General features: G+C 48.6%; 11 protein-coding genes and 1 riboswitch. Of the genes, 10 read left to right on the forward strand and 1 reads right to left on the reverse strand.

Annotated features, from left to right (window positions below; genetic code table 11):
• Window positions 1–6: 6 nt before the first annotated feature.
• A riboswitch (SAM riboswitch) is annotated at window positions 7–111 on the forward strand.
• Between the two features lie 127 nt (window positions 112–238).
• The 7 genes from NQS30_RS07380 to NQS30_RS07410 all read left to right on the forward strand — a co-directional run bounded on the left by NQS30_RS07380 (window position 239) and on the right by NQS30_RS07410 (window position 5,974).
• A complete protein-coding gene (locus tag NQS30_RS07380; protein WP_003154369.1) occupies window positions 239–940 on the forward strand; it encodes a phosphoadenylyl-sulfate reductase in 702 nt (233 codons plus the stop codon).
• A 12-nt stretch (window positions 941–952) separates the two neighbouring features.
• Window positions 953–2,017 carry a sulfate permease gene (locus NQS30_RS07385; protein ID WP_218791626.1) on the forward strand — a complete coding sequence of 355 codons (1,065 nt, stop codon included), beginning with the start codon at window positions 953–955 and terminating at the stop codon, window positions 2,015–2,017.
• Window positions 2,018–2,065: 48 nt separating this feature from the next.
• On the forward strand, window positions 2,066–3,214 hold the full coding sequence (gene sat / locus NQS30_RS07390) for a sulfate adenylyltransferase (RefSeq protein WP_043021069.1): 1,149 nt from the start codon (window positions 2,066–2,068) through the stop codon (window positions 3,212–3,214).
• 13 nt (window positions 3,215–3,227) lie between these two features.
• Entirely contained in the window at window positions 3,228–3,821 is a 594-nt protein-coding gene (gene cysC / locus NQS30_RS07395; protein ID WP_007611313.1) for an adenylyl-sulfate kinase, read from the forward strand.
• Window positions 3,822–3,945: 124 nt separating this feature from the next.
• The gene (cobA, locus tag NQS30_RS07400; RefSeq protein ID WP_007409740.1) at window positions 3,946–4,719 is read left to right on the forward strand and encodes a uroporphyrinogen-III C-methyltransferase; all 774 of its coding nucleotides are present in this window, start codon (window positions 3,946–3,948) and stop codon (window positions 4,717–4,719) included.
• Complete coding sequence (locus tag NQS30_RS07405) at window positions 4,720–5,505, forward strand: sirohydrochlorin chelatase (protein WP_012117524.1); 786 nt, start codon at window positions 4,720–4,722, stop codon at window positions 5,503–5,505. It begins immediately after the preceding gene.
• A complete protein-coding gene (locus NQS30_RS07410; RefSeq protein ID WP_015239834.1) occupies window positions 5,486–5,974 on the forward strand; it encodes a precorrin-2 dehydrogenase/sirohydrochlorin ferrochelatase family protein in 489 nt (162 codons plus the stop codon). Before NQS30_RS07405 ends, NQS30_RS07410 begins: the two co-directional genes overlap by 20 nt.
• A 439-nt stretch (window positions 5,975–6,413) precedes the next feature.
• Here the strand turns inward: NQS30_RS07410 and NQS30_RS07415 are convergent, their stop codons facing one another.
• On the reverse strand, window positions 6,414–8,120 hold the full coding sequence (locus NQS30_RS07415) for an Rqc2 family fibronectin-binding protein (RefSeq protein ID WP_043021141.1): 1,707 nt from the start codon (window positions 8,118–8,120) through the stop codon (window positions 6,414–6,416).
• Between the two features lie 119 nt (window positions 8,121–8,239).
• Between NQS30_RS07415 and NQS30_RS07420 the strand changes: the two genes are divergently transcribed.
• From NQS30_RS07420 to remA, 3 genes are all read left to right on the forward strand, one after another.
• Window positions 8,240–10,912 carry a calcium-translocating P-type ATPase, SERCA-type gene (locus NQS30_RS07420; RefSeq protein ID WP_025284709.1) on the forward strand — a complete coding sequence of 891 codons (2,673 nt, stop codon included), beginning with the start codon at window positions 8,240–8,242 and terminating at the stop codon, window positions 10,910–10,912.
• A gap of 81 nt (window positions 10,913–10,993) precedes the next feature.
• The gene (locus NQS30_RS07425; protein ID WP_043021142.1) at window positions 10,994–11,869 is read left to right on the forward strand and encodes a YicC/YloC family endoribonuclease; all 876 of its coding nucleotides are present in this window, start codon (window positions 10,994–10,996) and stop codon (window positions 11,867–11,869) included.
• Between the two features lie 76 nt (window positions 11,870–11,945).
• Window positions 11,946–12,215, forward strand: coding sequence for an extracellular matrix/biofilm regulator RemA (remA, locus tag NQS30_RS07430; RefSeq protein WP_003154355.1), 270 nt, complete (start codon window positions 11,946–11,948; stop codon window positions 12,213–12,215).
• Window positions 12,216–12,220 lie beyond the last annotated feature (5 nt).

The raw sequence follows: 12,220 nt of genomic DNA on the forward strand, positions 1-12,220 counted from the left end.
CTAAAAAGCTTATCAAGAGCGGCTGAGGGACTGGACCGATGACGCCCGGCAACCTGCGTGTCATGCAAGGTGCCGCATCCAGAAAAATGCACAGCATTTTGAAGATAAGGGCTATACCGGGTCACTGTCTTTCATTCCGCTGGATTGAAAGTTTTTTATATGAAAAAAAGATTGAGGGATAAGACAACCGGCAGAAAACAACAGCTGTTTGATTGTCTCCGGGAGGAGGAAAGAAAAAATGCTAACGTATGACACATGGGAAGAGCCGGCGATTACATTTCCGGAAGACGATTCCTATAAAGGCGCGCTGTCCGTTTTAAAATGGGCATACGGCCACTACGGAGACCAGCTTGTTTACGCGTGCAGCTTCGGGATTGAAGGCATCGTCCTGATCGATTTAATTTCTAAAGTAAAGAAAGACGCGGAAATCGTGTTTCTCGATACGGGTCTTCACTTTAAAGAAACATATGAAACGATCGAAAAAGTGAAAGAGCGTTACCCGGGACTGAACATTATCCTGAAAAAGCCCAGCCTTACTCTTGAAGAACAGGCCGAGGCTCACGGAGATAAACTGTGGGAAAGAGAACCGAACCAGTGCTGCTACATCAGAAAAATTCTGCCGTTAAGAGAAGCGCTCGCAGGGCATCCGGCATGGCTGTCCGGCCTTCGCCGGGATCAAGGGCCGAGCCGGGCGAATACGAATTTCCTGAATAAAGACGACAAGTTTCAATCGATTAAAGTATGCCCGCTGATCCATTGGACATGGAAAGACATCTGGAGATATACTTCCAAGCATGAGCTGGATTACAATATCCTCCATGATCAGGGGTATCCGAGCATCGGCTGTGAACCGTGCACTTCACCTGCGTTTACCGCGGAAGATTTGCGGAGCGGCAGATGGAACGGCATGGCGAAAACAGAATGCGGACTGCATGAATAAAGGAGCTGCACGATGGAATTAGCCGCTATTTTATTCTGCCTGTTTTTTGCCATGAATATCGGAGCAAGCGGAGCCGCGGCTTCAATGGGAGTCGCTTATGGGTCCGGCGCCGTTAAAAAGAAAACGTATGCGCTGATCATCTGCGCGGCCGGAGTCCTGTCAGGGGCGGTTATCGGCGGCGGAGAAGTCGTTAAGACGATCAGCGGCGGAATCATTCCCGAACAAACCATTACGCTCACCATTGTCTGCATTATTATCGGATCGGCGGCGCTATCATTATTCACGGCGAATGTGCTCGGCATTCCGCTGTCGACGAGTGAGGTCACTGTCGGGGCGATTGTCGGTGTCGGTGTCGCGTACAAAGTATTGTTTTTACAGCATCTTTTGGTCATCGTGATTTTTTGGGTGCTCGTACCGTTCGTCGCGTTCTGTTTCACGTTTCTCGTCTCGAAGGTATTCAGTTCTCTGAATATTCGAGTCATTTCGAGTCGGAAACAGAAGATTTTAGGGATTGTGCTGCTGATTGCGGGGTTTTGGGAAGCTTTTTCAGCCGGAATGAACAATGTCGCAAATGCGGTGGGCCCTTTGGTTGCTGCGGGCGTGCTCAGCGTGTCCAAAGGAATGCTGTACGGAGGCATCTTTGTCGCTCTCGGCGCTCTGCTTTTAGGACGCAAAGTGCTTGAAACCAACGGGAAAAAGATTACGAGATTTTCAGCCGGAGAAGGCATACTGCTTTCAGGAACCGGCGCGGGGCTTGTCATTATCAGTTCCGTCTTCGGTCTGCCGGTCCCATTGGCGCAAGTCACATCATCATCAATTATCGGTATCGGAATGGCCAAAAACGGGCCGAACGTTTTTCATAAAGAAGTCGTGAAAACGATGCTCAAAGTATGGGTCGTTTCGCCGTTTTTGTCACTGTCGATTTCGTATTTGCTTGTCTCCCTGCTGTTAAAAGGAGATTACTATTCCATCTTTATGATGGCCAGCGTGCTTTTGGCAGCTGGCGGAGCCGCCAGTCTGATGAAAGCCATCCGAAAAGAGAAACGCTCTGTCCATGAACAAGGCGGAGGCATTTAACTATTAATCTGAGTTTATTTATCTGTTAACTGGGAGGAATCATGTATTATGAGTTTAGCACCGCACGGAGGAACATTAATTAATCGGGTAAATGAGCAGTATGATCTTACATCCGTCCAAAAAGAAATTGAGCTTGATTTGATTTCGTTCGCTGATTTAGAGCTGATCGGGATCGGGGGGTACAGCCCGATTGAAGGATTTTTCACAGAAAAAGATTACGTGTCAGTCGTTGAAAATATGCGTCTGGCATCCGGGGTTGTCTGGTCCCTGCCGATCACGCTTCCGGTCGATTCAGAAAAAGCGGCTGAGCTTGCCGTCGGCGACACGGTGAAACTGACTTACGGCGGAGAAACATACGGCGTAGTCGACATCGAAGATATTTATACGCCGGATAAACAAAAAGAAGCCGTTCACGTATATAAAACCGATGATGCCGCGCATCCGGGCGTGAAAAAATTATTTTCACGCGGCGATACGTATATCGGCGGGCCGATCACATTAGTTAAAAAAGCGTCAAAGCAGTTTCCCGAGTTTACATTTGAACCTGCCGATACAAGACGAAGCTTCGAAGAAAAGGGCTGGAAAACCATCGTCGGTTTCCAAACGAGAAATCCGGTTCACCGCGCCCACGAATATATCCAAAAAACCGCGCTTGAGACGGTTGACGGCCTGTTTTTGAACCCGCTCGTCGGTGAAACAAAATCAGATGACATTCCGGCGGATGTCAGAATGGAAAGCTACCAGGTGCTGCTCGATCATTATTATCCGAAAGACCGCGTGTTCCTCGGCGTATTTTTGGCGGCTATGCGGTATGCGGGGCCGAGAGAAGCCATTTTCCACGCGCTTGTCCGCAAAAACTACGGCTGCACGCATTTTATCGTCGGCCGCGATCATGCCGGCGTCGGTGATTACTACGGCACATATGAAGCGCAAGAGCTGTTTGATCAATTTACAGCGGATGAACTCGGGATTACACCGATGAAATTCGAGCACAGCTTCTTCTGCCAGAAATGCGGCAACATGGGAACGGCCAAAACATGCCCGCATGACAGAGAAGACCACGTCATTCTGTCAGGAACAAAGGTCAGAGAAATGCTGCGAAGCGGCGTCATGCCGCCGGCGGAATTCAGCCGTCCTGAAGTTGTCGAGGTGTTGATTAAAGGGCTGAAAACGAAAGAAGAAGCAGGCGTTTCTTAAGGAGGAAAATAGAGTGACAAATCGTGATATCGTGTGGCATGAAGCCTCAATAACGAAAGAAGAATACCAGCAGAAAAACAAGCATAAAAGCTCTATCCTCTGGCTGACGGGCTTAAGCGGTTCAGGAAAATCCACGATTGCAAACGCCGCAGCGCGCGAGCTGTTTGAACAAGGCTATCAAGTCATCGTGCTTGATGGTGATAACATCCGCCACGGCTTAAACAAGGACTTAGGTTTTTCCGATGATGACCGCAAGGAAAATATACGCCGCATCGGGGAAGTGGCGAAGCTTTTCGTTCAGCAGGGAACCATCGTCATCACGGCTTTTATTTCTCCGTTCCGTGAGGACAGAGATCAGGTGAGAGAGCTTGTGGCGGAGGGCGAATTTAATGAAATCTATGTGAAATGCGACCTCGATATATGTGAAAAGCGCGATCCGAAAGGTTTATATAAAAAAGCAAGAAATGGTGAAATTCCGTTCTTTACGGGGATCGACTCACCGTATGAAGAGCCGAAAGCGCCTGAGCTCGTACTTGATTCAGGCAAATGTGAACGCGAAGAATGCACCGGAAGACTGGTTGACTTTGTGAAAAACAGCTTAGCATAATAGGTCCAAAAAGGCCGCGCAATCAGCCGGATATCCCCCGCAATGGCGGGATATGGTAAAATAGCTGAAGTGCGGCCTCGCGGCTGTTCTGGGAAGATTTCAAAACGGATCGGGGAGACATGCTATGGGGAAAGTATTTATCGTTGGAGCCGGTCCGGGAGATCCGGACTTATTAACGGTGAAGGCAATGAAAGCCATACAGAAAGCGGACGTTATATTATATGACAGATTGGTAAGCAAAGAGATTTTACAGTATGCCGGAGAAGAGGCGGATCTGATTTACTGCGGAAAGCTCCCGGATTTTCACATTATGAAACAGGATACGATCAACCGTTTCCTTGTGAAGTATGCGAAAAAGGGGAAAACCGTTGTAAGGCTCAAGGGAGGCGACCCGTTTGTTTTCGGCCGCGGAGGCGAAGAAGCGGAGGCTCTCGCACAAAACGCCATTCCGTTTGAGATCGTTCCCGGCATTACATCAGGAATCGCGGCTGCTGCTTATGCCGGCATTCCCGTGACGCACAGAGAGGCGAGCTCCAATGTCGCATTCGTTACGGGACATTATAAACAAGAAGACGACTTTGAAGAAAAATGGAAAGCGCTGGCGACGGGCATTGATACGCTGGTGATTTATATGGGAATTAAAAATATCCGGCAGATTGAAAGAATGCTGCTGGAAAACGGCAGAGACGCCGGCACCCCGGCAGCCTTTATTCATTGGGGAACGACGGACAGGCAAAAAACAGTCGTCTGCACCGTCGGCACGCTTTCAGACACAGTGATAAAAGAAGAAATCAAAAACCCGAGCTTAATTGTTATCGGCGATGTCGTCAATTATCACTGCAAACTGGACTGGTATGCATCTGAACAGAAAAATCTGGATTTGAGCGAGGCGTTGTAAATGAAGCAGGCGATTTTATACATCGGGCACGGAAGCAGGATGAAAAAAGCGCAGACAGAGTCGGCGGCGTTTTTAAAAGGGTGCATGCCGCACGCTGACGCTCCCATTCAGGAAATTTGTTTTTTAGAACTGCAGGAACCGTCTATTGAAGCGGGATTTGAAGCATGTGTCAGACAAGGCGCCACTCATATTGCGGCCGTGCCTTTGCTGCTGTTGACCGCTGCCCACGCAAAACATGACATTCCGGCTGAAATCGCCCGTGCGGCGGCCCTGCATCCCGATATAAAAGTGACATATGGTGTTCCGATCGGAGTGGACGATGAAGTCGTAAAAGCGGTGCATCATCGCATTGAAGATACCGGAGTGCCCATTGAGCAGGCGAAAGTGGTGCTGATCGGAAGAGGAAGCACAGATCCGGCAGTTAAGAACGCAGTCAGTGAGATTGCCGGAAAACTTGAGGCGATTACACCTGTTAAAGAAGTCATCCCTTGTTTTTTAACAGCATGTGATCCGCACTATAAAGAAGTGTTTGCCGGCCTTGAAGAGGATGACGGAGCACCCGTTTTTATCGTTCCATATCTTCTGTTTACCGGGCTTTTAATGACTGAGATTGAACGGGAAGTTCAAAAGCTTCAAACGGTCAATCAAAATGTTCATCTCGCTTCATACTTAGGTTTTCACCCGCATATTAAGCAGGCGTTTTTGAACCGTGTGTCAGAAGCTGTTCGAAACCCCGGCGGTCAGTTTGATTTTAAGGGGGGACAGTATGCTGCCTCTGCACATTAATTTAAGCGGAAAAAGAATTATCATCGCGGGCGGAGGCAATGTTGCCTTAAGAAGGCTCAAAACGGTGCTTCCGGAAGGCGCAGATATTACTGTAATCAGTCCCGATGCCCTGCCCGAAATTAAACAGCTGGCGGATGAAGGGCGCATCCGCTGGGTTTCCCGTAAAATTGAAATGAAGGATCTCGCGCCCGCTTTTTTCATCATTGCCGCGACAAATGACCGCAGCGTGAATCAGGAGATAGCCGCGAGCGCTTCTGAAACGCAGCTGGTCAATTGTGTAAGCGATGCTGAACAGGGCAGCGTGTATATGCCGAAGATCATCCGCAAAGGGCGCATTCAAGTATCCGTATCAACAAGCGGCGCAAGCCCGGCACATACGAAAAGACTGGCTGAGGACATAGAGCCTCTCATTACTGCTGATTTGGCTGAAGAAGTGGATCGATTATTTGAGAAAAGAAGAAGACCATAAAAAACACCTTGTCTGTCAGCAGGCAGGGTGTTTTTATACTGTCCTCACAGTCCCCGAATGTGAACAATTCAAAACGAAAGCGGGCAGTTTGAACGGTATATGCCGACAAGCGGTCAGGATTGCGAAGTGATGCGGAATATGTATCTGATCCCAATGCCGCCGGACTCTGCCCGCATACAAAGGAACGGTCAGAGACCCGGCATGATTATATTGACTGCCCGGATGTGCTCAGGTGCGGCGAGGGAAGGTGACAGTATCCGCCGCCAAATCAGGTGTGACTGCTTTAATCCGAGACGGCCCCGGCGGATCAGGCAGACATGACGGGAAACTGATCAGATATTGTAAAGATCGGTTCTGACGGCTGGGAGAGTGTCGTCTCCGTTTATACGTAATAAAAAACACCTCCAAGCTGAGTGCGGGTTTCAGCTTGGAGGTGCGTTTATTTTTTCAGCCGTATGACAAGGTCGGCATCAGGTGTGACAAATACGGTATGCTGGCTGTCATAGGTGACAAATCCGGGCTTTGCGCCGTTTGGCTTTTTCACGTGTCTGATTTTTGTATAATCAACGGGAACGGAGCCGGAATCTTTCGCCTTGGAAAAATAAGCGGCGATCGCAGCCGCCTCCAGTATGGATTGTTCATCCGGATCGTTGCTTTTAATCACAACGTGGGAACCGGGAATGTCTTTCGTGTGGAACCATAAATCATCCCTTGCGGCAGCTTTTGTCGTTAAGTACTCATTTTGTTTATTGTTTTTGCCGACAAGAATCGTCAATCCCCGTGAAGATTCATATTGCTCCAAAACAGGAACGTGCTGCTTCTGTTTTTTCTGTCCTCGCTGCTGTTTCGGTCGCAGATATTTGCCTTCCACAAGCTCTTCCCTTATTTCGTGAATATCCTTTGTGGAGGCGGAGGAGAGCTGCTGGATCAGCTGATCGAAATAAGCAATTTCCTCCTCGGCCAGACGGATCTGTTCTTTTACTACCTCGACGGAATTCTTCGCCTTTTGATACTTTGTAAAATACATCTGCGCGTTTTCTGAAGGTGTTTTGTTCGGATTTAAAGGGATGGTCACTGTCTTACTTTCTTCATCATAATAATTGATGACTTCCGCTTCTTTGTCACCTTTTTTCAGCATGTACAAATTCGCCGTCAGCAGTTCGCCGTATAGCTGGAATTCCTTCGCATTTTCTGAGTAGTCGAGCGTCTTTTCCAGCTTTTTTATCTTATTGGCGTTCTTTTTCCGTTCATTTGCGACAAACCGCTCGAGATCCTGAGCCTGCTGTTTGACGCGGTCGCGTTCCGCCTTGCCGAAATAAAACCGGTCCAACAGTTCACTCAGCGAGTGAAAGGTGCGCTCCTCACCGTTTACATGTGTGAGAGACAGGAGATAAAAGTATTCCTTTCCGCCGGCTGTCGTAATGTTCGGTGTAAACCTGCAATCTTTCACGGCATGGAACATTTCAATCAGCGTCTTCGGCAGCGTTATTTTGTTAGCGAGGCCCGCTCTGTGCACGGCTTCTTTTGCAAACAGCGGAGAAACACCGGAGAAGTGTCTGACGATCTGCTGGTCAAGCCGTCCTTCCTGAAAACTGAGATAACGCAAAACGTCCTCTTCATCCGCGGCAAGCGGCGAAATTTTTTCCTGAGCGGGAGGAAGCTTGTAATCATAGCCCGGCAGAACGGTCCGGTAGCTGTTCATCGACGGAGATAAATGCTTCAGTCCGTCGATGATGGCTCCTTCTCCGTCAGTCAGAATAATATTGCTGTGCCGTCCCATAATTTCAACATACAGCGTTCTGACGGTTTCGTCGCCGATTTCATTTCTGCTTTTTATGCGGAATATCATAATCCGGTCTAATCCGGCCTGTTCTATTTTCTCAATAAATCCGCCTTCTATATGCTTTCTGAGCAGCATACAAAACATCGGCGGTTCGCTCGGATTTTCATAGGCCTGGTTTGTCATGTGCACCCGTGAATAGCTCGGATGCGCCGATAATAATAATTTATGGTTTTTTCCGTTAGCGCGGATATGAAATATCACATCGTGCTTAAAAGGCTGATGGACTCTCGTAATCCGGCCTCCGGCGATCCGGCTGTTTAATTCATGTGTCATTCCGTATGTAAACATGCCATCAAAAGACATATAAAACACCCTTTCCTTCTTCCTGCATTCGATAATTATAGCATGAAAAGGGACGAGTCAGAATAAGCTTGTTTACAGAGTGACATCTCTAAAGCGAGGCAGGGGAGTGGACGAGAAGAATGAAGTTTCATGAAATGGGACAAACCGATTTGCTGAAAGCAACAAATACGTCCATTAAACAGGGGTTGACCGAAAAAGAGGTGAAAAAACGCCTTGAAAAGCACGGACCGAACGAGCTTCAGGAGGGCAAGAGGACACCGGCGATCGCCGTGTTTTTCGCCCAATTTAAAGATTTTATGGTGCTCGTGCTGCTGGCGGCAACCTTAATATCCGGGTTTTTAGGCGAATATGTAGATGCCGTAGCGATTATGGCGATTGTATTTGTCAATGGGGTTCTCGGTTTTTTTCAAGAGCGGCGGGCGGAAAAGTCTTTACACGCATTAAAAGAGCTGTCAACTCCGTATGTGTCAGCGTTGCGGGACGGGAGCTGGAAGAAAATTCAGTCCAAGGAGCTCGTTCCCGGCGATATCATGAAATTTTCAAGCGGCGACCGGATTGGCGCGGATGTGCGGATCGTTGAAGCGAAAAGCCTTGAAATTGAGGAATCGGCGCTGACCGGGGAATCAATTCCGGTGGTTAAACAAGCTGATAAACTGAGAAAGCCGGATGTTTCGTTAGGCGACATCAGCAATATGGCGTTTATGGGTACGATCGTAACGCGCGGCAGCGGTGTCGGCGTCGTCGTCGGTACAGGAATGAATACGGCAATGGGGAAAATCGCCGATATGCTGGAATCCGCCGGCAGCCTTTCAACACCGCTGCAGCGAAGACTTGAAGAGCTCGGCAAAATTTTAATTATCGTCGCGCTCCTTTTAACGGTATTGGTCGTTGCAGTCGGCGTCTTACAGGGACATGAGCTTTACAGCATGTTTTTGGCCGGGGTGTCATTGGCCGTCGCCGCGATTCCGGAAGGGCTTCCCGCCATTGTTACGGTGGCATTATCAATCGGCGTCCAGCGCATGATCAAACAAAAATCAATTGTCAGAAAGCTCCCGGCGGTTGAAACATTGGGCTGCGCCTCTGTCATTTGTTCTGATAAAACCGGCACGCTGACACAAAACAAAATGACCGTCACCCATATGTGGTCAGGGGGAAAAACATTTAAAGTGTCAGGCATCGGCTATGAGCCGGAGGGCGTTTTCACCCGAGATGAGCGGGAAATCAAGCCGAAAGATGAGAAGATTCTTGAACAGATGCTGGTTTTCGGCGCGTTGTGCAACACATCCGAAATCGCACTGAAAGACGGCCATTATGTACTCGACGGCGATCCGACAGAAGGAGCGCTGCTGACGGCTGCAAGAAAGGGCGGCTATTCAAACGATTGGCTCAGCGGGCACTACCGCGTGGTTGCCGAGTTTCCGTTTGACTCCGTCCGCAAAATGATGACCGTCATTGTAGAGGATCAGGAAAAAAAGCAGTTCGTCATCACTAAAGGAGCGCCCGATGTGCTGATTGACCGCTCGTCACATCTGATGTACGACGCAAGAAGCGCGCCATTTTCAGGAGAAAAGAAAGCAGAAACGGAAGCGGTTCTGAAAGAGCTGGCGTCGCAAGCTTTGCGTACGATCGCGATTGCTTATAAACCGCTTAAGCCCGGAGAAAAGCCGACAATGGAGCAGGCGGAAAAAAATCTGACGATACTCGGCTTGTCAGGCATGATTGATCCGCCCCGTCCGGAGGTCAGACAGGCGATTAAAGAATGCCGTGAAGCCGGCATTAAAACGGTTATGATCACAGGGGATCACGTCGAAACGGCAAAGGCCATTGCAAAAGATTTGCGTCTTCTTCCGAAAAAGGGGCGTGTGATGGACGGCAAGACGCTGAATGAGCTTACGGAGAAAGAACTTATCGAAACGGTCGATGATGTCTACGTCTTCGCACGCGTGTCGCCTGAACATAAATTGAAAATCGTCAAAGCGTTCCAGGAAAACGGACACGTCGTCGCCATGACGGGAGACGGGGTTAATGACGCGCCGGCCATAAAGCAGGCAGATATCGGCGTTGCCATGGGCGTGACGGGAACGGATGTGGCAAAGGAAGCCTCTTCTCTCATTCTGGTAGATGATAACTTTGCTACGATTAAATCAGCCATAAAAGAGGGACGGAATATCTATGAAAATATAAGAAAATTCGTCCGTTATTTGCTCGCCTCCAACGTCGGTGAAATTTTAGTGATGCTGTTTGCGATGCTTCTCGCTCTGCCGCTGCCGCTCGTTCCGATTCAGATATTGTGGGTGAACTTAGTCACTGACGGGCTGCCGGCGATGGCCCTCGGTATGGATCAGCCGGAAGGAGACCTGATGAGGCGGAAGCCGCGGCACCCGAAAGAAGGAGTGTTTGCGAGAAAACTGGGCTGGAAAGTCGTATCAAGAGGGTTTTTAATCGGAGCTGCAACCATTTTAGCGTTTATCATCGTCTATCACCGCAATCCTGAAAATCTGCCCTACGCACAGACCGTTGCATTCGCGACTCTTGTCCTGGCTCAGCTTATACACGTGTTTGACTGCCGGAGCGAAACGTCTGTTTTCTCCCGGAATCCGTTTGAAAATATCTATCTGCTCGGGGCCATCATTTCTTCTATCTTCCTGATGGTCATCGTCATCTATTATCCGCCGCTGCAGCCGATTTTCAAAACAGTGCCGATTACGCCGGGCGATTGGATGCTGATTATCGGTATGTCGGGCATACCTACTTTTTTGCTGGCGGGTTCACTTTTGACAAGAAAAAAATAATTCCATATGATATAATCTTAGGGGTAATAGCATGTCTATTGCCCTTTTATTTTGATAACGGGAAAGAATTGGGTGTTTCATATGATACGGAGTATGACAGGCTTCGGCAGCGCAAGCAGCACAAAAGGCGATCTCTCGGCAACCGTTGAATTGAAATCCGTCAATTACAGGTTCAAAGAAGTGAACGCCCGCCTGCCACGGTCTTTGCTATATGTAGAGGATAAGCTGAAACAAACGATATTGCAGCATATACAGCGCGGAAGAGTAGAGCTGTTTCTCACTGTAAACAGTGACGCGCTCATAAAAAGAAGCCTGAACATCGATTGGGAGCTCCTTGATGAATATGTGAGCGCCGCACGCGTCATGAAAGAGCGCTACAGCCTGGCCGCAGAACCCGATGCAATGGAGTTCTTTAAATTTGAACATATTGCGCAGATACACGAAGAACAGATGCGTGATGACAAGCTTGAAGAAGTCATCAGGGAAGCCGCTGAGCTGGCTGTAAAGGAACTTTGTGACATGAGGGAAAAAGAAGGACGGCTTTTGGCGGAAGACTGCTTTCTGCACATCGAGCGGCTTGAGACGCTGTCCGAACAGGTGAAAGAGCGCGCTTCTGCCGTTGTTATTCAATACCGCGAGCGTCTTTACGCCCGAATGAAGGAATGGACGGAGGATGCGCTCGACGAAAGCAGGCTGATCACGGAATGCGCCATTTTCGCCGATCGTTCTGATATAACGGAAGAAATTACCAGATTGAAGAGCCATTTTGTTCAATTCCGTGATATATTAAAAGAAGGCGGGGCAGTCGGCCGCAAACTTGATTTCCTTGTTCAGGAGCTTAACCGGGAAGCGAACACGATCGGCTCAAAAGCCAATGATCATCAAATCACAAAGCTTGTCGTTGAAATGAAAAGTTCTATTGAAAAATTGAAGGAACAAGTGCAAAATATAGAATAGCGACTGTGCGTATTGTTTACAGACGGCCTCTTCAGGTTACACTAGAGACGTCTATTTTACAGGGGGAACGTAGAAGATGACGATTAAACTGATTAATATCGGATTTGGCAATATCATCTCCGCCAATCGGATGATTTCGATTGTCAGCCCGGAGTCTGCGCCAATAAAGCGAATGATCCAGGATGCAAGAGACCGCGGAATGCTAATAGACGCTACATACGGACGAAGAACCCGTGCAGTTGTCGTCATGGATAGTGATCACATTATCTTATCTGCCGTCCAGCCTGAGACAGTTGCACACAGACTTTCTGTGAAAGAAGAAATTATGGATGAAGGGCAGGGGTAATTGCC

This window comes from Bacillus sp. B1(2022) (assembly GCF_040259625.1).
GTDB lineage: Bacteria > Bacillota > Bacilli > Bacillales > Bacillaceae > Bacillus > Bacillus velezensis.

Bases quoted from the DNA above. Each gene is read 5' to 3' on its own strand.
- NQS30_RS07425 (WP_043021142.1), top strand. From the start codon at position 10,994: ATGATACGGAGTATGACAGGCTTCGGCAGCGCAAGCAGCACAAAAGGC.
- NQS30_RS07415 (WP_043021141.1), bottom strand. From the start codon at position 8,120: ATGTCTTTTGATGGCATGTTTACATACGGAATGACACATGAATTAAAC.
- NQS30_RS07380 (WP_003154369.1), top strand. From the start codon at position 239: ATGCTAACGTATGACACATGGGAAGAGCCGGCGATTACATTTCCGGAA.
- NQS30_RS07385 (WP_218791626.1), top strand. From the start codon at position 953: ATGGAATTAGCCGCTATTTTATTCTGCCTGTTTTTTGCCATGAATATC.
- sat (WP_043021069.1), top strand. From the start codon at position 2,066: ATGAGTTTAGCACCGCACGGAGGAACATTAATTAATCGGGTAAATGAG.
- remA (WP_003154355.1), top strand. From the start codon at position 11,946: ATGACGATTAAACTGATTAATATCGGATTTGGCAATATCATCTCCGCC.
- NQS30_RS07410 (WP_015239834.1), top strand. From the start codon at position 5,486: ATGCTGCCTCTGCACATTAATTTAAGCGGAAAAAGAATTATCATCGCG.
- NQS30_RS07420 (WP_025284709.1), top strand. From the start codon at position 8,240: ATGAAGTTTCATGAAATGGGACAAACCGATTTGCTGAAAGCAACAAAT.
- NQS30_RS07405 (WP_012117524.1), top strand. From the start codon at position 4,720: ATGAAGCAGGCGATTTTATACATCGGGCACGGAAGCAGGATGAAAAAA.
- cobA (WP_007409740.1), top strand. From the start codon at position 3,946: ATGGGGAAAGTATTTATCGTTGGAGCCGGTCCGGGAGATCCGGACTTA.